The organism is Nonomuraea corallina (genome assembly GCF_027620315.1).
GTDB classification, from domain to species: domain Bacteria; phylum Actinomycetota; class Actinomycetes; order Streptosporangiales; family Streptosporangiaceae; genus Nonomuraea; species Nonomuraea corallina.
On sequence record NZ_JAPNNL010000055.1, the window covers coordinates 13,745 to 39,635 of the forward strand.

21 protein-coding genes and 1 other RNA gene are annotated in these 25,891 nt (G+C 72.5%); 9 read left to right on the forward strand and 13 right to left on the reverse strand.

All coding sequences use genetic code 11. The annotated features are described in order from the left end of the window. Nucleotides 1-93: 93 nt before the first annotated feature. From OUY22_RS16100 to OUY22_RS16115, 4 genes are all read right to left on the reverse strand, one after another. Complete coding sequence (locus OUY22_RS16100; protein WP_270155782.1) at nucleotides 94-939, reverse strand: ABC transporter permease; 846 nt, start codon at nucleotides 937-939, stop codon at nucleotides 94-96. Continuing rightward, nucleotides 936-3,521, reverse strand: coding sequence for a CocE/NonD family hydrolase (locus OUY22_RS16105; RefSeq protein WP_270155783.1), 2,586 nt, complete (start codon nucleotides 3,519-3,521; stop codon nucleotides 936-938). Before OUY22_RS16105 ends, OUY22_RS16100 begins: the two co-directional genes overlap by 4 nt. Before the next feature lie 62 nt (nucleotides 3,522-3,583). Continuing rightward, a complete protein-coding gene (locus OUY22_RS16110; protein ID WP_270155784.1) occupies nucleotides 3,584-4,144 on the reverse strand; it encodes a TetR/AcrR family transcriptional regulator in 561 nt (186 codons plus the stop codon). A 50-nt stretch (nucleotides 4,145-4,194) separates the two neighbouring features. Then, nucleotides 4,195-5,538 carry a sensor histidine kinase gene (locus OUY22_RS16115; protein ID WP_270155785.1) on the reverse strand — a complete coding sequence of 448 codons (1,344 nt, stop codon included), beginning with the start codon at nucleotides 5,536-5,538 and terminating at the stop codon, nucleotides 4,195-4,197. Nucleotides 5,539-5,696: 158 nt separating this feature from the next. Between OUY22_RS16115 and OUY22_RS16120 the strand changes: the two genes are divergently transcribed. The 3 genes from OUY22_RS16120 to OUY22_RS16130 are packed head-to-tail and all read left to right on the forward strand — an operon-like array spanning nucleotide 5,697 to nucleotide 9,372. Then, on the forward strand, nucleotides 5,697-6,863 hold the full coding sequence (locus OUY22_RS16120; protein WP_270155786.1) for an acyl-CoA dehydrogenase family protein: 1,167 nt from the start codon (nucleotides 5,697-5,699) through the stop codon (nucleotides 6,861-6,863). Further along, nucleotides 6,860-7,885, forward strand: coding sequence for an acyl-CoA dehydrogenase family protein (locus OUY22_RS16125; RefSeq protein WP_270155787.1), 1,026 nt, complete (start codon nucleotides 6,860-6,862; stop codon nucleotides 7,883-7,885). Before OUY22_RS16120 ends, OUY22_RS16125 begins: the two co-directional genes overlap by 4 nt. Next, the gene (locus OUY22_RS16130; protein WP_270155788.1) at nucleotides 7,885-9,372 is read left to right on the forward strand and encodes an AMP-binding protein; all 1,488 of its coding nucleotides are present in this window, start codon (nucleotides 7,885-7,887) and stop codon (nucleotides 9,370-9,372) included. The genes OUY22_RS16125 and OUY22_RS16130 overlap by 1 nt, the downstream gene beginning before the upstream one ends. Here OUY22_RS16130 and OUY22_RS16135 read toward each other — a convergent pair. From OUY22_RS16135 to OUY22_RS16160, 6 genes are read right to left on the reverse strand one after another with little or no spacing between them, the layout of a single operon-like run. Further along, entirely contained in the window at nucleotides 9,344-10,462 is a 1,119-nt protein-coding gene (locus OUY22_RS16135) for a C45 family autoproteolytic acyltransferase/hydolase (RefSeq protein WP_270155789.1), read from the reverse strand. The genes OUY22_RS16130 and OUY22_RS16135 overlap by 29 nt on opposite strands. A 34-nt stretch (nucleotides 10,463-10,496) precedes the next feature. After that, nucleotides 10,497-11,459, reverse strand: coding sequence for a helix-turn-helix transcriptional regulator (locus OUY22_RS16140; protein WP_270155790.1), 963 nt, complete (start codon nucleotides 11,457-11,459; stop codon nucleotides 10,497-10,499). A gap of 43 nt (nucleotides 11,460-11,502) precedes the next feature. Beyond that, on the reverse strand, nucleotides 11,503-12,936 hold the full coding sequence (locus tag OUY22_RS16145; protein WP_270155791.1) for an Nramp family divalent metal transporter: 1,434 nt from the start codon (nucleotides 12,934-12,936) through the stop codon (nucleotides 11,503-11,505). A 47-nt stretch (nucleotides 12,937-12,983) separates the two neighbouring features. Next, nucleotides 12,984-13,715, reverse strand: a complete 732-nt coding sequence (locus OUY22_RS16150) for a GNAT family N-acetyltransferase (RefSeq protein WP_270155792.1) — start codon at nucleotides 13,713-13,715, stop codon at nucleotides 12,984-12,986. Nucleotides 13,716-13,749: 34 nt separating this feature from the next. Continuing rightward, nucleotides 13,750-14,772, reverse strand: coding sequence for a dipeptidase (locus OUY22_RS16155; protein ID WP_270155793.1), 1,023 nt, complete (start codon nucleotides 14,770-14,772; stop codon nucleotides 13,750-13,752). A 20-nt stretch (nucleotides 14,773-14,792) separates the two neighbouring features. Continuing rightward, complete coding sequence (locus tag OUY22_RS16160) at nucleotides 14,793-16,223, reverse strand: flavin-containing monooxygenase (RefSeq protein WP_270155794.1); 1,431 nt, start codon at nucleotides 16,221-16,223, stop codon at nucleotides 14,793-14,795. A gap of 111 nt (nucleotides 16,224-16,334) precedes the next feature. Between OUY22_RS16160 and OUY22_RS16165 the strand changes: the two genes are divergently transcribed. The 5 genes from OUY22_RS16165 (at nucleotide 16,335) to OUY22_RS16185 (ending at nucleotide 20,951) form a co-directional block, all read left to right on the forward strand. Continuing rightward, entirely contained in the window at nucleotides 16,335-17,144 is an 810-nt protein-coding gene (locus OUY22_RS16165; RefSeq protein WP_270155795.1) for a Nif3-like dinuclear metal center hexameric protein, read from the forward strand. Nucleotides 17,145-17,146: 2 nt separating this feature from the next. Further along, nucleotides 17,147-17,887: a zinc ribbon domain-containing protein gene (locus OUY22_RS16170; protein ID WP_270155796.1), complete on the forward strand. Its 741-nt coding sequence runs from the start codon at nucleotides 17,147-17,149 to the stop codon at nucleotides 17,885-17,887. Next, nucleotides 17,884-19,161 carry a bifunctional RNase H/acid phosphatase gene (locus OUY22_RS16175; protein ID WP_270155797.1) on the forward strand — a complete coding sequence of 426 codons (1,278 nt, stop codon included), beginning with the start codon at nucleotides 17,884-17,886 and terminating at the stop codon, nucleotides 19,159-19,161. The genes OUY22_RS16170 and OUY22_RS16175 overlap by 4 nt, the downstream gene beginning before the upstream one ends. Nucleotides 19,162-19,395: 234 nt before the next feature. Next, an RNA gene (rnpB, locus tag OUY22_RS16180) (RNase P RNA component class A) lies at nucleotides 19,396-19,793 on the forward strand. Nucleotides 19,794-20,048: 255 nt separating this feature from the next. After that, nucleotides 20,049-20,951 (forward strand): bile acid:sodium symporter family protein, encoded by a 903-nt coding sequence (locus OUY22_RS16185; RefSeq protein ID WP_270155798.1) that lies wholly within the window; start codon nucleotides 20,049-20,051, stop codon nucleotides 20,949-20,951. Nucleotides 20,952-21,047: 96 nt separating this feature from the next. Here the strand turns inward: OUY22_RS16185 and OUY22_RS16190 are convergent, their stop codons facing one another. From OUY22_RS16190 to OUY22_RS16200, 3 genes are all read right to left on the reverse strand, one after another. Then, entirely contained in the window at nucleotides 21,048-23,258 is a 2,211-nt protein-coding gene (locus OUY22_RS16190; RefSeq protein ID WP_270155799.1) for a SulP family inorganic anion transporter, read from the reverse strand. A gap of 83 nt (nucleotides 23,259-23,341) precedes the next feature. Next, the gene (locus tag OUY22_RS16195; protein WP_270155800.1) at nucleotides 23,342-24,709 is read right to left on the reverse strand and encodes a hypothetical protein; all 1,368 of its coding nucleotides are present in this window, start codon (nucleotides 24,707-24,709) and stop codon (nucleotides 23,342-23,344) included. 216 nt (nucleotides 24,710-24,925) lie between these two features. Then, a complete protein-coding gene (locus OUY22_RS16200; RefSeq protein ID WP_270155801.1) occupies nucleotides 24,926-25,468 on the reverse strand; it encodes a YbhB/YbcL family Raf kinase inhibitor-like protein in 543 nt (180 codons plus the stop codon). 121 nt (nucleotides 25,469-25,589) lie between these two features. Here OUY22_RS16200 and OUY22_RS16205 point away from each other — a divergent pair. Then, nucleotides 25,590-25,891: AfsR/SARP family transcriptional regulator (locus tag OUY22_RS16205; RefSeq protein ID WP_270155802.1), on the forward strand; the 302-nt coding region annotated here is incomplete at its 3' end.

Consider the following 25,891-nt stretch of genomic DNA (forward strand, 5'->3'; position numbering starts at 1 on the left):
CGACTGGCGCGAGGACGACCCCGACGCCTTCTACCTGGACAACCGGCCCCCTCACTGGGGCTGACTCCCGCGAGGGGGCCGGCGCCGTCCGGCTCAGCTCACGACGTCCTTGCGGCGGAAGCGGCGGAAGGCGACCGCGATCAGGATCGCCGCGTACGTGACCGAGATCGACGCGCCCTTGGCCATGCCGCTCCAGTCGAGCTCCGGGGCCAGGGCGTCGATCCAGGCGTTGTTCCAGAACGTCGGCAGGAACTCGCGCAGCACGCCCAGCGCCTCCACGGCCTGGAGGATCGTGCAGACGATCCAGAGCCCCACCGCGCCGCCCACCGCGCCGAGCGGGGAGTCGGTGACGGTGGAGATCAGGAACGCCAGCGCCGCCACGACGAGCTGGCTGACCAGCGCGTAGCCGATCACGATCCCGAAGCGGGGCAGCACGTCGAGCGCCGGGATGGTCTCGCCGGTGCCGGGCACCTGGATGTCGTCCCAGCCGAAGGCCAGGGTGCCCGCCAGCAGCGCCATGAGCGGCAGGCAGATCACGGCGGCGGCCGAGTAGCCGAGCGCCACGATCAGCTTCTGCCGCAGCAGCCGGTCGCGCGGCACCGGCGCGGCGAGCAGGTACCGCAGCGACGACCAGCTCGCCTCGCTGGCCACCGTGTCGCCGCAGAACAGCGCGACCGCCACCACCAGCAGGAAGCTCGCCGAGGCCGACAGCGCGAACGCGGCGAAGTTGAGCCCGCTCGCCGTCGCCAGGTCGGAGATCCGCAGCCCCTGGTTGCTGTCGGGGCCCTGCGGCCCGAACTGGAACGCGATGACCAGGATCCACGGCAGCGCCAGCAGCAGCCCGAACGCGACGACGGTGCGCCGCCGCTTGAACTGCCGGACGATCTCGACCCGCAACGGCAGCGTGCGGCGCGGCGCGTAGCCGGGTGCGGCCGTCATGCCTTGTCTCCGATCAGGTCGAGGAACACGTCTTCCAGGCGCGGGCCGTGGCCGTTGCCGGCCCCGGCGGCGGCCGCCGCCGTGCTGAGCAGCACCGACACCGGGCCGGTGGTGACGAGCTTGCCGCGGTGCATCACGACCACGTGGGTGCAGGTCTGCTCCACCTCGGCCAGCAGGTGGCTGGACACGATCACCGTGCGGCCGTCGCGCGCGTAGCGCTTGAGCACCTCCCGCATCTCCCTGATCTGGGGCGGGTCGAGCCCGTTGGTGGGCTCGTCGAGGACGAGCAGGTCGGGCAGGCCCAGCATGGCCTGGGCGATGGCCAGCCGCTGGCGCATGCCCTGCGAGTACGTGCGCACCGCCCGCTGCAGCGCCTTGCCCAGGCCGGCGATCTCCAGGGCCTCCTCGAAGCGGGCGTCGGCGGCCGGGCGGCCGGTGGCGGCCCAGTAGAGCTCCAGGTTGTCGCGCCCGGACAGGTGCGGCAGGAAGCCGGGGCCCTCGACGAACGAGCCGAGCCGCGACAGCACCGGCGCGCCGGGCGTGACGGGCTCGCCGAAGATGCGGACCTCGCCGCCGTCGGGCCGGATGAGGCCCATCATCATGCGCATCGTGGTGGTCTTGCCGGCGCCGTTGGGCCCGAGCAGGCCCAGCACCTGGCCCTGCTCGACGCGGAACGACAGCCCGTCGACCGCGAGCTCGCCGTTGCGGTACGCCTTGGTGAGCCCGTTGATCTCCAGCGGCGGCGCGTCGTCCGGCGCCGGGGCGCGCTCGGGCGCTCCGGTGGCCCGGCGGGAGCCCGTACGGCCGGTGGCGAGCAGCACCGCGGCCAGGACGACGGCCGCCAGCGGCATCGCCCACACCCACCAGGCGACCCCGGTCGGCGGGGCGGCCAGGGAGGCCACGGTCGGCACGGACAGCGCGGGCGAGGCCAGCCCGATCCGGTAGGTGGCCGGCGCGGCGGGGGTGGCGTACGCCATGTCGGTGGTGGACACCACGAACCGCAGCCGGTGCCCGGTGTCGAAGCGGTGGTCGACGGCGGGCAGGGTGACGGTGGCCTCGGCGCTGCCGGCGCCCTCGGGGATCGTCACCCGGAACGGCGCGACCAGCCCGGCGGGCAGCGCGGGCGGCTGGAGCGAGTCCGACACGTCGAAGAGCTTGGCGAACAGCGTCACCTCGCCGCTGCCGTGGACCCGGACCTTGACCGTGGGGCTGCCGGTGAGCTGGAGCGGAGCGGTCAGCGGGGCCGACTCGAAGGCGGCGCTCTGGCCGGGCATGTCGATCGACACGCCGCCGGTGCTGCCCTGCCCGCCCAGCAGGCCGCTCACGCCGGGCACGGTCGAGATGGCGGCGGGGGAGCCGCCGGGCGGGTTGGCGACGTGCTGCTCGGGGCCGTCCAGCGTGACCGCGGTGACGTCGGTGCCGCCGAGCCCGGGGTAGGCGTCGGCCTCGGGGTGGAGGCGGATGCGCTGGCGGGTGCCGGGGTCGCGGCCGCCGTCGCGGGTGATGGTGAAGGCGCTCACCGGAGCGGTGTCCTCGCCCCTGAGGTGGCGGCCGAACCAGGACAGGGTCTGTTCCCGCAGCCAGTCGGCCTCGCCGTTGCCGCCGTCGTGGCCGCCGTCGTACCAGGCCAGGGCGACGGGGGTGCCGGTGGCGGCGATGGCCCTGGCGTTCTGGTCGGCGTGGCCGAGCGGGAACAGCGAGTCGCGCTGGCCCTGGATGAGCAGCGTCGGCGCCTTGATGCGGTTCGCCACGTGCACGGGGCTGGAGGCCTTGAGCAGTTCGACGGCCTCTGGGGTGGCCTTGCCGGTCTCGGCGACCTCCTGGTAGATCTCGCAGATCGACGGCAGGAACCGGCCGCACCGCGCCTGCTCGGCGGTCATCGGCTCGGGCCGGCGGTTGAGCGCCTCCAGGCCCTGCGCCGCGCCGTCCGAGCCGCCGCCCTGGCCGCCGGGCTGGACCGCGCCGCCCTGGCCGAAGAAGATGCCGGCCCACATGCGCTTGAACACCCCGTTGGCGGGCCCGCCGCCGGTGGCGTCGGGGAAGAGCGCGTCGGCCAGGTCCGACCAGGTGATCTGGGGGACGATCGCGTCGACCCGGGGGTCGTGGGCGGCGGTCAGCAGCGCGATCGCGCCGCCGTAGGACGCGCCGGCGATGCCCACGCGCGGGTCGCCCGCCGCGTCGAGCCGCACCTCGGGACGCTCGGCCAGCCAGTCGATGAGCTGCTTGACGTCCTTGACCTCGTAGTCGGGGGAGTTGAGCGCGATCTCGCCGGTGGAGCCGCCGAAGCCGCGCGCCGACCAGGTGAGCACCGCGTACCCCTGGCGGGCCAGGTGCTCCGCCTCCGCGCGGACGCTCCGCTTGCTGCCGCCGAAGCCGTGCGCGAGCAGCACCGCGGGCGCCTTCCCGCCGCCCGGCGGCGGGAAGAACGTCGTGTCGAGGTCGACCCGCTGGTCGTCGGCCGGCCCGTCGACGACGGGGATGCGCTGGGCCTGTCCGCGCACTTCGGGCGTGGACGGCCACACCAGCCACAGCGTCACCCCGAGCACAGCGAGCACCGCGACCAGCGCGGCCGTACGTTTCATGCGGTGGAGCCTACTTTCCCGACCTGAGAAATCTCTGAGACCTCACTGGTACGGCGGGAACGTCACAGCGCGTCGGCCGACAGGCCCAGCTCCCTGGCGGCGGCGGTCCTGACCAGTTCGATCACACGGCGCCTGGGCAGCACCCGGCCGTGCACGTTCATCTGGATCGCCAGGCCGTCGCCGAGGGCGAAGATCCTCCAGGTGGCGCCCTCGGGGTCGGGGCAGGTGAAGTCGCCGGTGGCGATCCCGGCCTCGATGATGCCCTGCATCACCTGCCGGCTCTGCACGTCCAGCCGGCGCGAGGTGCGCTGCAGGTCCTTGTTGCGCATCGACTCCGCCCAGGCGTCGATCCACAGCCGCCACCCCTCGGGCGAGGCGGTGGGCGAGGAGAGCTTGAGCAGCGCGCGCAATCGGTCGAGCGGCGGCTTCGGGGAGCGCTCGACGGCGGCGAGCGACTCCATGTGCCGCCGGGCGGCGTACGCGAACGCCTCGGCGAACAGCCGGTCCTTGGTCTCGAAGTGGTAGAAGAGCAGCGCCTGGCTGACGCCCGCGGCCCGGGCGATGTCGATGGTCCGGGTATGCCCGAACCCCTGCTCGGCGATCACTTCGCAGGCCGCTTTCAACAAGTCCTCACGCCGTAACCGGCCAAAACCTGGAGTCACAGGCCGTAACTTTAATCACTCCGCAGGGGCAATCGTAGGACAAAGCGGGCACCATGGTCGGAATCTTCGATCGTGAGCGTGCCGCCGTGGGCGTGGGCGATCTCGCGGGCGATGGGCAGGCCCAGCCCGGTGCCGCCGGCGTCGCGGCTGCGGGAGGCGTCCAGGCGGGTGAACCGCTGGAAGACGATCTCGCGGTGCTCCGGCGCGACGCCCGCGCCGTCGTCGAGCACCTCCAGCGTGGCGGCGCCGTCCCTCCTGACCGTGACGATGATCGTGGAGTCGGCGTGCCGCTCGGCGTTGTCCAGCAGGTTCGTGATCAGGCGGCCCAGCCGCACCCGGTCGCCGTCCACCATGACGCCCGGCTGCAGGCTGGTGACCACCCGCTTGCCGCGCTGCCCGGCCGTCTCCTCGGCGGCCAGCTCCGCCAGGTCCACCGGCTCCCGCGCGCCCGGCGCGCCCGCGTCCAGCTTGGCCAGCGTGAGCAGGTCGGTGACGATGGCCTGCAGCCGGTCCAGGCTCAGGAGCAGGGCGCGGCCGGTCTCCGGCCAGTCGGTCTCCTGGGGGTAGAGCAGCGCCTCCTCCACCCGGGTGCGCATCGCGGTGATGGGGCTGCGCAGGTCGTGGGAGGCGTCGGAGGCGAACCTGCGCTGCCGTTCCACCGCGGCCTCCAGCCGCTCCAGCGTCTGGTTGGCGGTGACGGCCAGCGCGCTGATCTCGTCGTCGGCCTCCGGGACGGGCACCCGCATGCCGACGTCGGTGTCGGTGATCTCGGCCAGCCGGGCGCGGATGCGGTCCACCGGTTCCAGGGCCTTGGACACCACCCGCCACGCCCCGTACGCGGTCAGCAGCACCGGCGCGAGGACGAGCGCCGCCAGGTAGAGCGGCACCCGGGGGGAGACGTACCAGGGGACGGCCCGTTCGGTCGCGTACACCAGCCAGTCGCCGCCCGTGGGCCCCCGGAAGCGCAGCACCACGATCAGGTTGCACCGGCCGGGGAAGCGGGGCAGCTCGCACTCCCTCTCGGCGGCGGTGAGGGCCGGGGGCCGGGGCGCGAGCATGCTCAGGCGCGGCGCTCCGGCGATGTCGGAGGTGGTGGAGACGATGCGGCCCGCGGCGTCGATCACCTGGACGTCCACCAGGTGGTCGGAGGGGAGCTCCGGAGGGAGCCGGTCCGTCTGGGCCAGCCGGACGACCCGCATGGCCCGCTGTTCGAGTGCGTGGCTCTGGTAGTCGGCGGCCGACTGGTAGAGGGCGTAGAGCACGTAACAGCTCACGGCGGCGCAGAGCACCGCCATGGCGACGGTGGCGAGCAGCGTCAGGCGTCCCCGCACCGACCTCGCGAACCGTGTGATCAACCTTATCCCCCTGCGGTCAGGTCATCACATAGAGTTACCTCATTTCCAATTGGCGGAGATTCGGTGACAAATCCGGGCGAATCTCCACCAGATCATTGCTCTGTACGGTCCGCGAAGGCGTGGATAGAGTAAGTGAGCACTGATGCGAGGGAGTCGATGTGAACCTTGCGGACTACCAGCGCGCCGCCGAGGAATGGCTGCGACGCAACGTCCCGGCGGGCGAGCGCGCGGATGGTGACCCGATAGCCCAGGCCAAGGACTTCATGGCCCGCCTGTACGACGCCGGATACTCCGGCATCACGTGGCCGGCGCGGTGGGGCGGCCAGGGCCTGACCCAGCAGGAGGAGCGCGCGTTCGCCGCCGCGGCCCGCGACTTCACCCTGCCCATCTACCCGTTCTCCATCGGCCTGGGCATGACCGGCCCCACGCTGGTGGACCGCGGCACCGACGCCCAGCGCGAGCGGTTCGTCCGGCCGCTGCTGCGCGGCGAGGAGATCTGGTGCCAGCTCTTCTCCGAGCCCGGCGCCGGCAGCGACGTGGCCAGCCTGCAGACCCGGGCCGAACGCGACGGCGACGACTGGGTCGTCAACGGCCAGAAGGTGTGGACGTCGGTCGCCCAGCACGCCGACTGGGGCCTGCTGCTCGCCCGCACGAACGTGGACGTGCCCAAGCACAAGGGCCTGACCATGTTCGTGGTGGACATGCACCACCCCGGCGTCACCGTCCGGCCGCTGAAGGACATGAGCGGCCGGTCCAACTTCAACGAGATCTTCTTCGACGACGTGCACATCCCCGACGAGCACCGGGTCGGCGAGGTGGACGACGGCTGGAGCGTCGCCGTCACCACGCTGCTGCACGAGCGGCTGTCGATCTCCGCGGGCGTCGGCATGGGCGGCGGGAAGGACAACCCCGCCTCGCTGGAGGCGCTGCGCCGCACGGTCGACACCAGCGACCCGCTGGTCCGCGACGAGCTGGTCGAGCTGCACATCCGCTCACGCGCGCTGGCGCTGTTCAACCGGCGGCTGGCCCAGGAGACCGAGGCGGGCCTGTTCCCCGGCGCCCGAGGCAGCGCCGCCAAGCTGCTGCTGGCCGAGCTGACCCTGTTCCAGTCCGACCTGGCCACCCGGCTGGCCGGCCCCGAGTCGGTCGTCGACGGCCACCCCCTGGGCGCGACGCTCGCCACCGCGCCGGGGCTGGCGCTCGGCGGCGGCACCAACGAGATCATGCGCAACATCGTCGGCGACCGGGTGCTCAACCTGCCCCCCGAGCCCCGGATGGACAAGACCGTGCCGTTCAAGGACCTGAAGGTGGGGACGCAGGCGTGAAACTCGTACCCAGCCAGGAGCAGCGCGAGCTGCGCGCCGCCGTCCGCGACTTCCTCGCCGCCGCCTCGCCCACGGCCAAGGCCCGCCAGGGTTACGACCCGGAGGTGTACGCGCGGCTCAACGGCGAGCTCGGCCTGTCGGGGCTGATCGTCCCCGAGGAGTACGGGGGAGCGGGCGCGGGCTTCGCCGAGCTGGCGGTCGCGCTGGAGGAGACCGGGGCGGTGCTGCTTCCCGGCCCCTTCCTGGCCACCGCGTTCGCCGCCGTCGCGCTGACCCGGGTGCCCGACAAGGAGCTGCTGTCCGGCATCGCCGACGGCCGCGTCGCCGCCACCCTGGCCCTGGACGGCGCGGACCTCACGGCGGCCGACGGCCGCGTCAGCGGCACCCTGCCGAGGGTGCTGTCCGGCATGGAGGCGGACGTGCTGCTGGTCAGCGCCGACTCCGCGCTGCACGCCGTGGACCTCGCCGGCGAGGGCGTCACCAGGACCCCGCTCGACACGCTCGACCTCACCCGCGGCCAGGCCCGGATCGAACTGGACGGCGCGCCCGCCCGGACGCTCGGCGACGTCCCCGCCGGCGTCTCCCAGGACATCGCCGACCGGCTCGCGGTGGCGCTCGCCGCCGAACAGCTCGGCGTCATGCGGGCCGCGCTCGACGCCATCGTCGCCTACGCCAAGATCCGGGTCGCGTTCGGCCGTTACATCGGCTCGTACCAGGGGGTCAAGCACAAGCTCGCCGACATGCACTGCAAGCTGGAGCAGGCCGAGTCGATCGTCCGCTACGCCTCCTGGGCCGCCGACGAGGCGCCGGACGAGGTGCCCGGCGCCGCCGCGCTGGCCCAGGCGTACGTGGGCCGCGCCTGCTTCGAGGTGGCCCGCGACCACCTGCTGCTGTACGGCGGCATCGGCTACACCTGGGAACACGACGCCCATCTGTACTTCAAGCGGGCCAAGACCGACGAGGTGCTGCTCGGCCCGCCCCGCATCCACCGTGCCAGGCTCGCCGACCTGCTGGAGCTGTGATGGACATCAGCCAGTCGCCCGGCTTCTACGCCATCGCCCAGGCCGACCCCGACCGGGTCGCCGTCATCGACACCGACGGCTCGCGCACGACCTACGGCGAGCTGCTGGCCCTGGTCAACCAGGTGTCCCACGGACTGCGCGGGCGCGGGCTCGGCACCGGGGACGTGGTGGCCGGCGTGCTGCCCAACGGGCTCGACCAGGTGATCATGCTCATGGCCACCGGCCAGATCGGCCTCTACTACGTGCCGATCAACTGGCACCTGGCCGCGCCCGAGATCGACTACATCGTCAAGGACTCCGAGGCCAGGCTCGTGGTCACCAGCCGGGAGTACGCGGTGCCCGGCGGCGAGACCGGCACCGCCGGGCTCGCGGAAGGGCAGCCCGTCACCGCGCCCGCCGACCGCACCGCGGGCGCGGTCATGTGGTACACCTCCGGCACCACCGGCCGCCCCAAGGGGGTGCAGCGCGCGCTGCCCGGCGCCGAGCCGGAGGCGATCGTGCCCCTCTACACCTGGTTCCTGGGCGAGGTGGTCGACCTGAAGCCGGGGGACGGCGTCCACCTGGTGACCTCGCCGATGTACCACTCCTCGCCGTGCGCCCACACCCAGTTCGCGCTGCACTTCGGGCACACCGTGGTGATCGCGCCGCGGTTCGAGCCGGAGATCGTGCTGGAGCTGATCGAGCGCTACCGGGTGACGAACGCCATGATGGTGCCGACCATGTTCCACCGGATGCTGCAGCTGCCCGCCGAGGTCAGGCAGCGGCACGACCTGTCGAGCCTCCAGCAGGTCATCCACACCGCCGCCGCCTGCCCGGTCGCGGTCAAGCAGGGGATCATGGACTGGTGGGGGCCGGTGCTCTACGAGTACTACGGCTCCACCGAGTCCACCATCGCCTTCTCCGTCAAGCCGCACGACTGGCTGGCCAGGCCCGGCACCGTCGGGCGGCCCGCGCCCACCTTCGAGGCCAAGATCTTCGACGACGACGGGGCCGAGCTGCCCCCGGGAGAGCCCGGCCTGGTCTACGTCAAGTCCAGCCTCGGCAAGTTCGAGTACCGCAAGGACCCGGCCAAGACCGCGGCCAGCATGCGCGGCGAGTGGTACGCCCCAGGCGACATCGGCTACCTCGACGAGGACGGCTTCCTGTTCCTGTGCGACCGGCGGACCGACCTGATCATCTCCGGCGGGGTCAACATCTACCCCGCCGAGATCGAGGCCGCGCTGCTGGAGCACCCGGCGGTCGCCGACGTGGCCGTGATCGGGGCGCCCGACGAGGAGTGGGGCCACAACGTGGTCGCCCTCGTCGAGCCCGCCGAGGGCGTCACGCCGGGCCCCGAGCTGACCGAGGAGCTGCTCGCCCACTGCGCCCCGCGCATCGCCAGGTTCAAGCATCCGAAGGTCATCGAGTACCGGGAGCAGCTGCCCCGCACCCCCACGGGAAAGCTGTCGCGGTCCAAGGTCAGGCAGGAGTATCTCGACGCGCGCTGAACACCAGCTCCTCGGTGTAGCGCTCGGCGCCCAGATAGAAGGAGGAGGACAGGGTCCGGTTGGCGGTGTCGAAGACCGTGCTCCACAGCGTGCGGAACGGCCCGAACTCGGGCTGCCGCACCGCCTCCAGGCAGGAGCGCAGGTCGCGGCCCGACAGCGTCACGCCCTTGCTGCGCTCGTACAGCGCGCGCAGCCGCCCGTACGTGCCGAACGTGTCGTCGGTGTCGGCGGGCAGGGCCATCGGGTCCGGATGGCGGTGCAGCGGGTGGTTGGTGACGCACAGCGGCGCCTCGCCGAACTCCACGACGTGCTCGCCGCCGTCCCTGCCCCGCTCCCACACGAACGCCTCGCCGTGCGCGTCGGCGACCAGGTAGTGCAGCGGCAGGCCGTGGTCGTACTGCTTGGCGCCGAGCAGCGCCTGCTTGGCCTGCGCCACGTTCTCGCAGGTGTCGACCAGGAACCGGGGCAGCTGCACGCTGTTCAGGCCGACCTGCGGGGAGGCCTTCTCCGGCGGGGCGGCCTGGCCGATGTCGGCCAGGAGCAGCGTCACGGCCAGCCCCGCCTCGTTGATCCCGTCCATGCAGCCGTCCAGGTCGGACATGGTGACGACGGTGGAGGCCAGGCCGTCGTCCGGGATCGTGGTGATCACGTACGGGCGCGAGGCCATCGGCAGCTCGCCGGGCGCCGGAGCGCCGCCCATGACCTCGCTCGCGGTCACGGTGAAGAAGTCGTAGTTGCGGCCGATCCTGCCGTGCCCGTCCGCCGAAGCGGACGGCGGCACCCACAGGGCCGAGCAGCCGGAGCCGGCCGGCACGTAGCCGAGCCCGTCCAGGGCCAGCTCGTCCTGGTCCGGGTCCAGGCCGAGCGCCTCGGCGGCGCCGTCCAGCCGGGCGTGGTGCTGCGGCCAGTGCCGCTCGAACCAGCTCCGCCTGGCCCGGTTCACGGCCGGGTCGCACGGCTGCGGACGCCAGCCGAGCCGCAGCGCCTCCTCGGTGAGCCGCCGGCCGATCTCCAGGTGCCCGCCGCGTACGGTCAGGTGGCGGACGATCGGGAAGTCATCCCTGCTCCCCGCGACTTGGGTGATGTGCATGTCACGAGGCTGCCGGGCGTCGCTGACCGGGCGCTTACCGGTCGCTGACGGCCCGCCGGTAGCGTTCCGACAGCCGCAGCACCGCCTCGGCCAGCTCGGGCGGGTCCAGCACCTCGAAGTCCAGGTCCAGGAAGCCGATCCAGGCCGCCATGCCGTTGAGGTCGTCGCCGCCGAGCGTGAGCACGCAGGCGTCCGGCCCGGCCGGCTCGACCTCCAGGTTGCCGCCGAGCGGCAGGCCCCGTACCCGCTCGGCGGAGGCGCGCAGCAGGATCGTGCCGCGATGGCGCCACATGGCGGTGTTCACGCCGCGCTCCACGTACGCGGCCACGTCGCCGTCGGCCGGCAGCTCGCGCGGCCCGAACCGGGGGCCGGACGGGACGCGCGGCGTGATGCGGTCCACCCGGAACATCCGCCAGTCCTGCCGGTCCACGTCGAACCCCACCAGGTACCAGCGGCCGCGCCGGTGCACCAGCCGGTGCGGCTCCACGTCGCGGACCGACTCCGCCCCGTCGTGCCCGGTGTAGTCGAAGCGCAGCCGCTCCCGGTCGCGGGCGGCGTTGGCGATCGTGGTCAGCAGCTCGGGCGGCACCGACGGCGTCTCGCCGGGGATCTGCACCGTGTAGGCGTTCAGCGCGCCGACGCGGTGCCGCAGCCGGGACGGCAGCACCTGCTCCAGCTTGGCCAGCGCGCGCACCGACGTCTCCTCGATGCCCCGCACGCCGCCTCCCGCGGCCCGGCCGAGCCCGACCGCGACGGCCACCGCCTCCTCGTCGTCCAGCAGCAGGGGCGGCAGCGCCGCCCCCGCGCCCAGGCGGTAGCCGCCGGCCGCGCCCGGCGTGGCGTGCACCGGGTAGCCGAGGCTGCGCAGCCGCTCGACGTCGTTGCGGATCGTCCGGGTGGTGACCCCGAGCCGCCGCGACAGCTCGGGGCCGGTCCACTCCCTGTGCGCCTGGAGGAGCGAGAGCAGCTTCAGCAGACGGGCCGAGGTCTCCAGCATGTCTGCCAGTCTGCCCTTCCACACGGAAGAGTACGTTCCTCGATCAGCCGCCGAAGATCCGCTGTGCCTGCTGGATGACGGTGAGCACGGTCAGCGTCCCGAAGAACGCGATCGCCCAGACCATCGCCCCCAGCCGGAACGAGCGGATCCTGATCGGCGCCGGCAGCGCCTTGCGGTTGAGCCAGATGAGCAGGATCGAGTACACGAACATCATCACCGCCGCGAAGCTCGCCGACAGCACCAGCAGCACCAGCGGCTGGTCGAAGCCCAGCAGCAGGATCATGATGCCGACCAGCGCCAGCGCCCACACCACGACGAAGTAGACCCGGTTCTCCGTGACGCTCCGGTCCCGCAGGTACACCGTCTTGATCGTGTCGGCGACCAGCCGCGAGGTGTAGTCCACGATGCCCATCGCCGAGGCGAACAGCGCCAGCGCGCCGATCACCCAGAACAGGATGCCGAACCACGGCCCGACCACCTGCTGCAGCACCTGCCCCTCGACGCCGAGGAAGTCGATGCTGTTCTCCAGCCCCGGCCGCCCGAACACGGTGGAGTACGCCAGCATCGACATCAGCGCGATCGTCACGAACGACACCAGCGCGAACGTGGACGCCTGCTCGATGTTGGCCACCCGCCACCACTGCCGCCAGCGGGCCAGGTTCTCCTTGGTGGGCGCGAACTGGAAGCCGGTGGACGGCGCCGCCTCCTCGTGTCCGGTGACCGGGCTGACCAGGCGCGGCACGTACAGGCCCATGCCGAGGCCCTTGTCGCGGATCCAGTTGCTCTGGCACAGGTTCTGCCCGCCGCCCGCGCCCGCGTACGCGATGGCGCCCATGAGCAGCGCGAACTCCAGCGGCGGCACCGGGAATCGGGCCTCGGTCGTCAGCCCGCGAGCCAGGCCGGTCCAGGCGTCGGCGTTGATCGCGAACAGGACCGCCACCACGATCAGCGTCAGCACCAGGGCTATCTTGACGAAGATCACCCGTTCCAGGGCCGTGTAGATCACCGGGGCCAGGGTGAGCGCCGAGGCGATGACGACGAGCATGCCGATGGCGATCCAGCGGACGCTGCCCTCGCCGGTGCCGGTCAGGTAGGTGACCATGGTCGCCGAGGTGGTGACCCAGCCGGGCCAGAGGTTCGAGCAGAGCGTCATGAGGACGAACACCAGGCCCCAGTGCCGCCACAGGCGGCTGAACCCGGTCAGCGCGGTCTCGCCGGTGGCCAGCGTGTAGCGCTCGATCTCCATGTTGATGAACCACTGCGTGATGATGCCGATCAGCGCGCCCCAGACGAAGATGAGGCCGACCTGGGAGGCGATGTACGGCCACAGGATGAACTCGCCGGAGGCGAGCCCGACGCCCGCGCCGACCAGGCCGGGCCCGATGATGGGCCAGGCCGACCTGGGCGGCTCGGGGAGGTCGCGGACGGTGACGGGTGGCAGCACGCGGGAGGGGACGGTGGGGGTGAACTCCGTCATGCGGATCTCCTTATGACAGGCATCCGTAACGGGGGTGGAATACCCAGTTAATCCCTCTCCACGACATATTCTCCGTCTGCGGTGAACCCGGTCACGCGGGCGCCCGCGGCCATGAGCCCGCCCAGCGTCTCGCGCGTCGCCAGCCGCCACTCCCGCGCCGTCTGCGGGTCGTGCCGCCGCATCGCCTCGATGTCCGGCGGCGTCGCCACGAGCACCGCCGGCTCCTCGACCGGCTTGATCACCGGTCGCCCGCCCGAGTCGGCGAGCACGCTCGGGTACGCGACCTCCGCCGCCGTCCCGGCCGGCCGGTCCAGCCGCCAGACGGCCAGCAGCCGGTCCGACTCGTCGTTGCCGTTGATCGCGTCGGCCATCACGCCGTAGAACCGCTCCAGGTACTCCTCCGGCCTGGCGCCCAGCTTGACCAGGTTGAACCGGGCGTTCCTGCGGACCAGCGGGTCGAACGTCCAGGTGATCCGCTCCAGCCCGCGCCGCAGGCACCACTCCCGCTGGTGCAGCTTGAGCGCGTGCCCCGCGCCGTGCCCCGCCACCGCGCCGGTCACGTGCGAGTGCAGGGTCCGGTCCGCCGCCAGGAACCCGACGGACGCGCCCACCAGCCGCTCGCCCTCGTAGGCGCCCGCGACGTAGCCGCCGGCGTGCGCGAAGGCGATCATCAGCTCGACCGGCATGGGCACGTTGCGCGGGTCCGGGCGCCAGATGTCGTCGAAGAGCTCGTACGCCTGATGGAACTCCTCCAGCAGGCGCAGCTCGCGTATCTCCACCCCGCTGGCCCTACCCGCCGGCGGTCTCAAGGCATCATCCGAGCCGGTCCGTCAGGAAGCGGTGCACGTTGGCGCCGATGATCTTCTGCACGTCCTTCTCCGGCAGCCCCCGGCCGAGCAGGCCCTCGGTGACCATGGGCAGCCCCGCCGGGCCCTCCAGCCCCGGGATCGCCGCCCCCGGGTCGAAGCCGTGGATCGTCTCCTCGCACGGCGGCGTCACGTCGGCCAGCACCTCGCGGACGAAGTCCGGGCCCAGGCCCACGTGGTCGATCCCGGCCACGGCCACGAGGTGCTCGATGTGGTCGAGCAGATGGTCCAGCGTCACCTCGGACGGGCGCTCGGTGAGGAAACCGGCGAAGAAGTTCACGCAGACCACCCCGCCGGTGGCGGCCACCGCGCGCAGCTGGTCGTCGGTCAGGTTGCGGTGGTGGTCCAGCAGCGCCCGTGCCGAGGAGTGGGTCGCCATGACCGGCCGGGTGGCCAGCTCCAGCACGTGCGCCACCCCCGAGGCGCCCAGGTGGGAGATGTCGAAGACGATGCCGAGCCGCTCCATCTCGCGCAGCGCGGCCACGCCGTGCGAGGTCAGCCCGCTGCCGGTGGCGTCCTCGCCGCTGCCGTCGGCCAGCGGCGTGCGGCCCCAGTGCGCGATCGAGGCGATCCGCACGCCCAGCCGGTGCATGGTGGGGATCAGCTCGACGCTCGCGTCCAGCCCCGGCATGCTCTCCAGGGCCAGCACCAGGGCGATCAGGCCGTCGTCCAGCGCCGCGTCGATGCCCGCCGCGTCGGTGCAGAGCCGCACGCGGTCGGCGTTCGCCTCGGCGATCACGTGCGCGCACTCGATCATCCGCAGCGTCCGCCGCAGCGCCCCCTCCGGGCGGTACGGGTCGTCGATGAAGACCGGGAGCACCTGCAGCCGCACCCCGCCCTCCTGCAGCTGGGGCAGCCAGCGCTCGCGGAAGAACGCGGCCCACCGCTCGGGCGGCCGGGCCGAGACCGCCATCAGCAGATCGTTGTGGGTGTCGGCGACGACGGTGCGCCGGTGCAGGGAGGACGTCATGGAGCGGAGGCTACCGCTCCTCACACCTCCCGGTAAGCCGCGCGCGGCGGCATCGAGGTCAGCCTGCGGTAGAGCATCGTGGAGCCCGGCCAGTTGTTGGTGACCCGGCCCTCGGCCGTCTTGTACCAGCTCCGGCAGCCGTCCCCCCACACCATGTGCTCCAGCGCCTCGTCCAGCCGCCGCCGCCAGGCGTCCATGACCTCCTGCCGCACCTCCAGCCGCCGGCCGCCCGACAGGTGCGGCAGGCAGTTCATCACATGGTTCACCTGGCATTCGAGCATGAAGATGATCGAGTTGTGGCCGAGGTTGGTGTTGGGACCGTACAGCAGGAACATGTTCGGGAAGCCCGGCGTCGCGATGCCCAGGTAGGCCTCCGCGCCGCCTGCCCACCGCTCGGCGAGGTCCACGCCGCCGCGGCCCGTCACCCGCATCGGCGTGAGGAACTCGGTGGTCCGGAAGCCAGTCGCGTACACGATCGTGTCGACCTCGTGCACCGCCTCGGTCGTCTGCACGCCCTTCTCCGTGATGCGTACGATCTTGTCGGTCACCACGTCGACGTTGGGCCTGTTCAGCGCCGGGTAGAAGCGGCTGTCGATGATCACCCGCTTGCAGCCGGGCGGGTAGTCGGGGGTGAGCCGGGCTCGCAGCTCCGGGTCCTCCACCTGTTTGCGCAGGTGACGCAGGGCGCGCCGGCGCAGCAGGCCCTCACTCCAGCCGCGGGCCAGCGCCGGGTAGAGCGTGGCCTCGGCGTACCGGTAGATGTACTCGCGGTAGGCGCGCTGCAGCCCCGGCACGAACCGGAACGCCAGCCTGGCGGGGAGGCCGAACACGGCGTCGGGCTTGGGGATCACCCAGTTCGGGGTGCGCTGGAACACCTCCAGCCGGTCCGCCTGCCGCGCCACCGGCGGGATGAGCTGGGCCGCCGACGAGCCGCTGCCGATCACCGCGACCCTGCGGCCGGTGAGATCGTGGGAGTGGTCCCAGCGGGCGGAGTGGAACGAGGCGCCGGCGAAGTCGTCCATGCCGGGGATGTCGGGCAGGCGGGGGCGGTTGAGCTGGCCGACCGCCACGACCAGGACGTCGAACGCCTCGGTGACGCCGGAGGCGGTGACCTGCCAGCGCGAGCCGTCGAAGGCGGCCTCGGTGACCTCCGTGTCGAACCTGATCTTCGGCCTGACGCCGTACTTGTCGGTGCAGTGCTCCAGGTAGCCGAGGATCTCCCGCTGGCCGGGGTACCTCCGGGTCCAGCTCCCGTACTTCTCGAACGAGTACGAGTAAAGATGTGAGGGGATGTCGCAGCCCGCGCCGGGATAAGTGTTGTCCCGCCAGGTGCCGCCCGGCGAGCCCGCCTTCTCGAAGATCGTGTACGAGCGGATCCCGGCTTGTTCCAGCCGGATCGCCATGCACAACCCGCCGAACCCCGCGCCGATGATCGCGACCCTAGGTGTCATGCCGCCCTCCGCCCGAGTCAGGATTCACTTACATTACGCCGGACGGTGACCGGTGCCCACCCCCCAGCCGTCATGACCGCCGGAGATCGCGCCGGCCGATAGTCTGCCCTGGTGGCTGCATGGATACTGACCGACGTGATCGACGTGCTGGAGGCGGCTTACCCGCCCGCCCGGGCCGAGTCCTGGGACGCCGTCGGGCTGGTGTGCGGAGACCCCGCCCAGCCGGTGGAGAAGGTGCTGTTCGCGGTCGACCCGGTCGCCGCCGTCGCCGACGAGGCCGTGGAGTGGGGCGCCGACCTGATCGTCACCCACCACCCGCTCTACCTGCGCGGCACGACCACCGTCGCCGCCACCACCCCCAAGGGGCGGCTCGTCCACCGGCTCATCAAGAACGACATCGCCCTCTTCACCGCCCACACCAACGCCGACGTGGCCAACCCCGGCGTGTCCGACGCCCTGGCCCGCGCCGTCGGGCTGACCGGCGACCTGGTTCCGCTCCAGCCGTTCCCCGACGACCCGTGGCGCGGCCTCGGGCGCGTCGGCGACCTGCCGGAGGAGACCACGCTCGACGCGTTCGCCGCCCAGGCCGCCGCCGGGCTGCCCGCCACCTCCTGGGGCATCCGCGTCGCCGGCGACCCGTCCCGGCGCGTGTCGCGGGTGGCGGTCAGCGGCGGAGCCGGCGACTCGCTCCTGGCCGCCGCGCGCGCCGCCGGCGTCGACGTGTTCCTCACCGCCGACCTTCGCCACCACCCGGCCAGCGAGTTCATGGAGGCGGGCGGGCCCGCGCTGATCGACGCCGCCCACTGGGCCACCGAACACCCCTGGCTCGACAGCGCCGCGTCCATCCTGACCGCCAGGGGCGTTACCGTTGAGACACGTGTCTCCGCCACGGTCACCGATGCTTGGACAAGAGGATATTGATCATGAAAGCAGCCCCCGAGGTCCAGAAGAGGGTCCTCGACCTCGCCGAGCTCGACTCCGCGCTCGACAGGCTGGCCCACCGCCGCCGCACCCTGCCCGAGCTGGCGGAGATCGACGACCAGTCCCGGCGCTACGCCAAGCTCGCCACCGAGGTCATCGAGGCCGAGACCGAAGCCGGTGACCTGGCCCGCGAGCAGACCAAGGCCGAGGCCGACGTCGACACCGTCCGCACCCGCATCGAGCGCGACCAGAAGCGCCTCGACTCCGGCGCCGTCTCCTCCGCCCGCGACCTGTCCGGCCTCCAGTCCGAGATCACCTCACTCCACAGGCGGCAGGGCGACCTCGAAGAGGTGGTGCTGGAGATCATGGAACGCCGCGAGGCCGCCGACGCCCGCGTCACCGGCCTGCTCGCCCGCCGCGACGAGGTCAGGACCACGCTGTCCGCCGCCGAGGCCCGCCGCGACACCGCGCTCGCCGACATCGACAAGGAGACGGGCGAGGTCCGCTCCCACCGCGCCGCCGTCGCCGGGGAGATCCCCGCCGACCTGCTCAAGCTGTACGAGAAGCTGCGCGAGCAGTACGGGGTCGGAGCCGCCATGCTGCAGGCGGGCCGCTGCCAGGGCTGCAAGGTGGCGCTGTCCATCGCCGAGATGAACCACATCAAGGCCGCCGCCGCCGACGAGGTGCTGCGCTGCGAGGAGTGCCGCCGCATCCTCGTCCGCACGGACGCTTCCGGCCTGTGACCTCCTACATCGTCGAGGCCGACGGCGGCTCCCGCGGCAACCCCGGCCCGGCGGGCTACGGCGCCGTGGTCCGCGACGCCGCCGACGGCCAGGTCCTCGCCGAGGCCGCCGAGGCCATCGGCACGGCCACCAACAACGTCGCCGAGTACCGCGGCCTGATCGCCGGCCTGCGCGCCGCGCTCGACGTGGGCGGCGAAGGCGCGCGGGTGGCCGTGCGGATGGACTCCAAGCTGGTCATCGAGCAGATGGCGGGCCGCTGGAAGATCAAGCACGAGGGCCTGCGCCCGCTCGCCCTGGAAGCGGGCAAGCTCGCCAGGCGGCTGCGGGTGACGGAGTGGACCTGGATCCCGCGCGCCCGCAACGCGCACGCCGACCGCCTCGCCAACGAGGCCATGGACGCCGCGGCCCAGGGCCTGCCCTGGAAGGCGGGCGGCTCCGTCGCCGACACCCGGCCGGCCGGCACCCAGGGCAGGGAGGCGGACCCGCGCGGGCCAGGCGCGCCGACCGCGTCCGGGAGCCCCGCCGGAGGCGCCCGCCTCGCGGAGCAGACCGACCTCCTCGACCGGGGCGACATCACCGAACTCTCCGCCCCCGCCGCCTCCGTCGCCACCGCCCAGGCGCGCACCGCGAAAGGCACCGGCTGGGCACCCCCCACCCGGGTCGCCACCTCGCTCGTCCTCCTGCGCCACGGCGAGACCCCGCTCTCCGCCGAACGCCGCTTCTCCGGCCTCGGCGACCCCGAGCTCACCGCCGACGGCCTCGCCCAGGCCGCCGCGGCCGCCACCCGGCTCTCACGCGACCCGTACCGGCTCGACGCCGTCGTCACCTCCCCGCTCACGCGGGCCCGGCAGACGGCGGAAGCGGTCGCCCAGCGCGCCGGCCTGCCCGTGGAGACCGACGAGGACCTCAGGGAGACCGACTTCGGCGCCTGGGAAGGCCACACGTTCACCGAGATCCAGCGCAGGTGGCCCGCCGAACTGGCCGCCTGGCTCGCCGACCCGGACGTCGCCCCGCCGGGAGGCGAGAGCTTCACCGCCGTCGCCGACCGCGTCACCCGCGCCCGGGGCCGCCTCCTCGACAGGTACGAGGGCCGCACCGTCCTGCTGGTCTCCCACGTGACGCCCATCAAGACCCTGCTGCGCCTGGCCCTGGACGCCCCGCCGACGGCCCTGTACCGGATGCACCTGGACCTGGCCTGCCTGTCGCTCATCGAGCACTACGCCGACGGCAACACGGTGGTGAAGTCCTTCAACGACACCGCCCACCTCCGCTGACGCCCAGGTCGCGGACCCCTACGAGCCACTCGTACCTCGTAGGCGTGGTGCGTACGAGGCATTCGCAAGAGTGGTTCGTACGAGCCAGGAGCCGGTCGTGCCGGGCGCCGCCAGAACACCCGGCACGACCCCTGGCGCCACCACCCCCCTCAGGCGATGACACCCCCGTATCCCATCGCGCGGATCTTGTCATTTGCTTGCGGGCCGCTTGCATGCGCTAACCTCGTGACCGGACGAGCCGGCCGGGCGACCGCGTCGGGCCTCCTCACGAGGCCCGCCGAGGAAGGTCCGGGCTCCACAGGGCAGGGTGGTCGGTAACGCCGACCCGGGGTGACCCGCGGGAAAGTGCCACAGAAAGCAAACCGCCTTCCAGACCCGGAAGGTAAGGGTGAAAGGGTGGTGTAAGAGACCACCAGCGCCCACGGTGACGTGGGCGGCTCGGTAAACCCCACCCGGAGCAAGGTCAAGAAGGGACGTTCCCCCGGGACCGTCCCGCGTGCGCCGTTTGAGGGCTGCCCGCCCGAGGCGCACGGGTAGACCGCTCGAGGCCGCCGGCAACGACGGCCCTAGATGGATGGTCGCCCCTTCGCCCCGGCGAAGGACAGAACCCGGCCTACAGGCCGGCTCGTCCCACAGACCTTCCTCTGACCTGCGGAAGAGCCCTCAGGCGACAGCGTCGAAGCCCTCGGAGGGCACATCGGGGGACACTCGCGGGAAGCTGGCTCAGCCCGGCGGGTGCTCCCGCCGTAACGCCGCTACTGACCGATTCCGGACATCAGGCACGCCCGGAGGAAGGTCATGAATGGGATCGGTGTATTGATCCAGTAGGACGGGGGCTGTTAGACAGGGGCAGCGGTTGCTCAGGCCCGAGAAACGGTGGTCCCCCCATGCAGCAGTCCGTTCTCACGACAGTCATGCTCCCCGCCGCGCTCGCCCTGATCATGTTCGGGCTGGGCCTGTCCCTCACCCTCGGCGACTTCGCGCGGGTGGCGACCCGGCCCAAGGCCGTGATCGTGGCCCTGGTCGCGCAGGTGCTGGTCCTGCCGGCGGTCTGTTTCGGGCTGGTGGTGCTGTTCGGGCTGGAGCCGCTGCTGGCCGTCGGGATGATGCTGCTCGCCGCCTCGCCCGGCGGGACGACGGCCAACCTCTACAGCCACCTGTTCGGCGGTGACGTGGCGCTGAACATCAGTCTCACGGCCGTCAACTCGGTGCTGGCCGCCTTCACGCTGCCCGTGGTGGTCAACCTGTCGCTGAACCACTTCCTCGGCGACGGGCAGGACATCGGCCTGCAGGCGGACAAGGTGGTGCAGGTCTTCGCCATCGTCCTGGTGCCGGTCGCGATCGGCATGCTCGTACGGCGGCTCAGCGTGCGGTTCGCCGACCGGATGGACAAGCCGGTCAGGATCCTGTCGGCGGTCGTGCTCGCCGCGGTGATCATCGGGGCGATCATCCAGGAGCGGGAGCGGCTCGGCGGCTACATCGCCGCCGTCGGGCTGGTGGCGTTGCTGTTCAGCGCGATCAGCCTGGCCGTGGGCTACTGGCTGCCGCGGCTGTTCAAGGTGGAGCGGCGGCAGGCGATCGCGTCCGGCATGGAGATCGGCATCCACAACAGCACCCTCGCCATCACGATCGCGCTGAGCCCCTCACTGCTGGGCAACTCGACGATGGCGGTGCCGCCCGCCGTCTACGGGGTGCTGATGTTCGGCACCACGCTGGTCTTCGGCTATCTCGTGCGCCGCCGCGCCGGCGTCGCCGAACCCGGCGAGCGGCAGCCGCAGAACCTCCGGTGAGGGTCACCGGTTACGGGCGTCCCAGGCGGCCAGGATGGCCGCCTCCTTGTCAGGGCCGAGGCTGTGGCGGATCACCGTGCCGCCCCCCGGATCGGCTCAGGCATGCACGGAGAGCTGAGACGGCACCGGCGGCAGCACGTGGACCCTCGCCTCGCCGATGTCGAAGTAGAGTCCCACCAGCTTCAGCCGGCCCGCGCGGACCTGGTCGTCGACCTTCCGGTAGGTGCGCAGGTTGTCCAGTTGCTGCTGCACGTTCACCCGGCACAGCAGGTCGAGCGCGTCGTCGCCGAGCCGGTCGCCCGCGGTCTCGATGAACCTGGCCAGGCTGTGGTTGCCGTGGCGCAGCCAGCGCCGCATCGCCGGCAGGCCGCCCGCCATCACCCCGCCGCTCAGCAGCCCCGCCATCGCGCCGCAGCCGGAGTGGCCGCACACCGTGATCGTGTGCACGCCCAGCACCTGTGTCGCGTACTCGATCGCGGCCCCCATCGAGTCGTCGTGCGGCTCGCAGTCGCGGCGCGGCACCAGGTTGCCGATGTTGCGCACGGTGAACAGGTCACCCGGGCCGCTCGCGGTGATCAGGCTCGGCACGATCCGCGAGTCCGCGCAGGTGATGAACAGGTGCGTGGGCTGCTGCCCGCGCGCCAGCTCGGTGAAGATGGGCCGCACCAGCGGCGCCGTACGCCGGTGGAACTCCCGCGCGCCCTCGGTGAGCAGGCAGTCGTCCTGGGCGGCCGGACCGTGAGACGCCGGCCGGCGCGCGGCGCGGCGGCGGCGGTACGCCCACGGCAGCCACGACCGGTCGGGCCCGTGCGACGGGGTCTTGGCCGGGTATACGCGCACCCCGCTGGCCGCCATCGCGTACCACTCGTCGTGGAGCTCGTCGATGTCGACCGTGCCGCCGAGCCGCTCGTGGTCCAGCCGCCAGGCGTGGATGGCCTCGAAGGCGGCGTTGTCCATGAAGTCGATGTTCAGCTCCAGGTCCACGGCCGCCCTGTCGGGGATGGCGCGCAGTTCCTGCGTCAGCCGGGGCACCCCGAGGAACGTGAGCGAGCCGGAGATCGTCGCGTGGTAACGCCCGTCGGGCCGGCGCCGCGTCCGCACCGTCACCCACGTCAGGCGGCGCAGCGCCATCAGCGCCGCCAGCGCCAGCCCGGCCAGCACCCCCTCGGCCAGCCCCAGCAGGATCACCGTGGCCATCGTCACGACGTAGACCGGCACCTCGCCGTGGCCGTGCACCTTGCGGATGTGGCCCAGGTTCACCATCTGCACGCCGATGAACACCAGCAGCGCCGCCAGCGCCTCCATCGGGATCAGCTGGATCGTCCACCCGAACCCGATCGCGAACACCAGCACCCACACCCCGTGCAGGATCGTCGAGGCCCGGCTGCGGGCGCCCGCCCGCGCGTTGGCGGTGCTGCGTACGATCACGCCCGCCACCGGCAGGCCGCCCAGCGCCCCCGTCACCATGTTGGCCACGCCCTGCCCGGTGAGCTCCCGGTCCAGGTCGGCGCGCGGCCCGGTGTGCATGCCGTCGACCGCCACCGAGCACAGCAGCGACTCCACCCCGGCCAGCAGCGCCACCAGCAGCACCGCCGCCATGATCAGATGCCCGTCGCCCTGCGGCAGCACCGGGAACGTCCACGCGGTGAACGCGCCGGACAGGTCGACGCGGGTGACGTCCCACCCGAAGATCCACGCGGTGAGCGCGGCGGCCATCAGCGCGGCCAGCGGCGCCGGCACCGTCCTGACCCGCTGGGGCAGCCGCACCCAGACCGCGAGCACCGCGATCGTCAGCAGCCCCACCGCGATCTTGTGGCCGTGCAGCTCCGCGAGCTGGCCGGGCAGCTCGATCAGGTTGGCCAGCGCCGAACGCTGCGGGCTGCCGCCGAGCACCACGTGCAGCTGCGACAGCGCGATCACCACGCCCACCCCGGCCAGCATGCCGTGGATCACCGCGGGGGAGACCGCCAGCGCCGCCCTGGCCGCCCGGAACACCCCGAGCACGAGCTGCACCGCCCCCGCCAGCAAGGTGATCATGCAGGTGGCCCGCCAGCCGTAGGTCTGCACCAGATCGGCCACCACCAGCGACAGGCCGGCCGCCGGGCCGCTCACCTGGACGGCGGAGCCGCCCAGCGCCCCCACGACCACGCCGCCCACCACGGCCGCTATCAGTCCCGCGGCCAGCGGGGCGCCCGACGCCATCGCGATGCCCAGAGAGAGGGGGACCGCGACGAGGAACACCACGATCGAGGCGGGCACGTCATGACGGAGCGTGGTCGAAAAACTACTCTTCGTGAGGCGGGCCATGCGCAGAACCCTAGCGGGAGGAGCCTCCTGCGGAGGCTCCCGCGTGCGGCTTTACGGATTCCTGCCCCGGCGAACGCCGGCGGTCAGCGGTAGTAGTCGGGGAACTCCTGCTCGGGAGTGGTGCGCCGGTTGCCGTTGCGGGCGTCGGCCACGCCGTACGCGTCCGCGCCGTACCCGGTGCCGGCCGGGGGCGCCGGCCAGGCCGGCTGGGAGACGGCCGGGCTGGTGAAGTCGCCGGTCTCGTACGCCATCGTCTGCGGCGCTGGAGCGGTCAGGGGCGCGGACAGCACGTCGTCGTACGCCGGGACGGGCCTGGCGGACGCGGCCGGGGCGCTCGCGGGGGAGGGGCCACTCAGCGGGTCGGAGTCGTCGGCCACAGCCCAGCCCGCGCGCACCTCGTAGGAGGAACGGTACGGCTGCTGCTCCTGGAAGCCCGGCCACGAGCCGCTCTGGGAGGCGGGCGCCGGATCGTCGAGGATGTCGGGGGAGGCGGTGGGCCAGCCCCCGGACGCGGTCGCGGCGGGCTGGGCGGGCCAGGAGCCGCTCTGGCGGCCGGTGGAGGCGGCGGCCCCCCCGTTGTAGGCGGGGAACGGGTCGCTCGTCGGCGCGCCGCTGATCGGGGCGGCGGGCACGGCGGGGAAGGAGCCGCTGGAGGCGGGGTCGACCGCGGCGGGCGTCACCGGGTAGGAGCCGCCGGAGGGCTGCTGGGACGAGCCCTGGGCGGGGAAGGAACCGGTGGTCCGCAGCGGGTCGGGGCGCGAGGAGGGCACCGGCTGGGCGCCCGCGCCGAGGATGCTCATCACGTCGGACGTCGGCGCGGCGAACGTGACCGTGCGCTGGTCGGCCAGGTCGGAGGCGGACGGGGCGGGACGCTGCCGCACCGGCTCGACCAGGTCGGCCAGGCCGCTGGAGGCGGCCGCGGGAGCGGGGCTCGGCGCCTTCGCCGGCCGCTGGGGCAGCGGGCCCTGCACGGTGGTCGCGTCGGGGTCGACGGGGGCGGGCCGGGGACGGCGCGGGGCGGGGCGCTGGGCGGAGCGCCCGGCGTCGGAGGGACGATCCGCGGCGGCCGGTTCGCGTCCGGCCGGCCGGGACGCCGCCTTGCGGGCCGCGACCGTGCCTCCGGCGCCGAAGCCGCCCTCCTCCGCGTCGCTGCGGATGCTGGCCCAGAACTCCTCGTCGTCCTCGTCGGAGCGCGGGTTGCCCCACTCGTCGACGCCCCGTTTGCCGCGCTGGCCGGTGCGGACCGGCCTGGGCTTCGGCTCGTCGATCGGGCTGAAGTCAGGGCTGAACTTGGTCATCTTCGGCTCGTGGGCGGCGAACTCGTCCGTCGAGCGGGTCTTCGTCCGCTCCTCCTTCTCGGCCATCTCCTTCAGCCGTTCGGGAGGAAGCGAGCTCTCCCGGCGGTTCATCGAACGCATGCCCAGTGCCACGACGCCAAGCACGAGGAGCACAACAGCGACCAAGCTCACTACGACCGCAGTCATTGCACCACCCTCAAAGCCATGGCCTGCCTTCGGCACCGGTGAGATCGCGCGGCCATCGACGCGACCTGCCCCCTTTGATCACCAGCACCTAACAATTGGATCTGATTCTGTCGGACCACGACGAGCGTTGTCACACCCTAAGTGAAGAATTGGTAACCAGAACTACGTTCCGTGCCGTCCCGCTCACTCGATGTTCACCGCCGTCAGCCGGCCGCGGGCGATGGTGAGATCCGCGATCCTTCTCAGGACCTCGGAGAGAGCGGCGTCCTCCTGCGCCTCGACCTCCCCCTTCAGCGTGTAGACGCTGAAGCGGTAGGCGCCCTCGGGCGCGCAGGGAGGGTCGTAGCCCGCCTTGCCGCTGGTCACCTTGGCCTGCCCGGAACCCTCGGGAGGGCTCTCGGAGGCGTTGGGGCCCAGCTCGGTCATGGAGGCGGGGATGTTGTAGAGCACCCAGTAGACGCCGGACGACTCGGCGGAGTTGGAGTCGGCGACGATCGCGACCGTCTCCGCCTCCTCCAGAGGCCGGCTCGACCAGCGCAGCGGCGGACTGCCCTGGTCGCCCTTGCACGAGAACTGCCGCGGCAGCGGCCTGCCCTCGCGCAGATCCGGGCTGGAGACGTTGATCCGGGCGATCTCCTCCGCCTCCGACGTGCCGATGATGGCGCCGCATCCGGACACGACGAGCGCGGACGCCACCGCCGTCACAAGGACGGCCGCACGTCGCACGCGTCTCGTTCCGTTACACAGCCCCACGTCGAACGATGCTACGCGCGTTGCGGCCATGGGCCGACCGTTTCGAGAGGGTCGGTCGACGGTAAAGCCCGGGACATCCGCCAGAATCGGAGCCATGGACCGGGTGCGGGCGGACACGGACGTGAGTTTCGCCATCCTCGGTCCGCTGGAGGCGCGGCGAGACGGCGAGCCCGTGGAGATCGCGGGACAACGCCTCCGCACCCTGCTCGGCCTGCTGGTTCTCGACGCCGGCCGCACCGTGCCGGTGGACCGGCTGATCTCCGGGATTTGGGACGACCGGGTGCCGTCCGGGGTGGGCAACGCGTTGCAGGCGCTCGTTTCCCGGCTGCGGGCGGCGCTCGGAAAAAACTCCGCGAGCCGGCTCGTCGTCGCCGAGCCGGCCGGCTACCGGCTCTC

Excerpts from the sequence above, each read along its gene's own strand:
- OUY22_RS16170 (WP_270155796.1), top strand. The coding sequence starts at position 17,147 with ATGAAAGCAGCCCCCGAGGTCCAGAAGAGGGTCCTCGACCTCGCCGAG.
- OUY22_RS16145 (WP_270155791.1), bottom strand. The coding sequence starts at position 12,936 with ATGACGGAGTTCACCCCCACCGTCCCCTCCCGCGTGCTGCCACCCGTC.
- OUY22_RS16185 (WP_270155798.1), top strand. The coding sequence starts at position 20,049 with ATGCAGCAGTCCGTTCTCACGACAGTCATGCTCCCCGCCGCGCTCGCC.
- OUY22_RS16130 (WP_270155788.1), top strand. The coding sequence starts at position 7,885 with ATGGACATCAGCCAGTCGCCCGGCTTCTACGCCATCGCCCAGGCCGAC.
- OUY22_RS16160 (WP_270155794.1), bottom strand. The coding sequence starts at position 16,223 with ATGACACCTAGGGTCGCGATCATCGGCGCGGGGTTCGGCGGGTTGTGC.
- OUY22_RS16155 (WP_270155793.1), bottom strand. The coding sequence starts at position 14,772 with ATGACGTCCTCCCTGCACCGGCGCACCGTCGTCGCCGACACCCACAAC.
- OUY22_RS16190 (WP_270155799.1), bottom strand. The coding sequence starts at position 23,258 with ATGGCCCGCCTCACGAAGAGTAGTTTTTCGACCACGCTCCGTCATGAC.
- OUY22_RS16105 (WP_270155783.1), bottom strand. The coding sequence starts at position 3,521 with ATGAAACGTACGGCCGCGCTGGTCGCGGTGCTCGCTGTGCTCGGGGTG.
- OUY22_RS16140 (WP_270155790.1), bottom strand. The coding sequence starts at position 11,459 with ATGCTGGAGACCTCGGCCCGTCTGCTGAAGCTGCTCTCGCTCCTCCAG.
- OUY22_RS16135 (WP_270155789.1), bottom strand. The coding sequence starts at position 10,462 with ATGCACATCACCCAAGTCGCGGGGAGCAGGGATGACTTCCCGATCGTC.
- OUY22_RS16100 (WP_270155782.1), bottom strand. The coding sequence starts at position 939 with ATGACGGCCGCACCCGGCTACGCGCCGCGCCGCACGCTGCCGTTGCGG.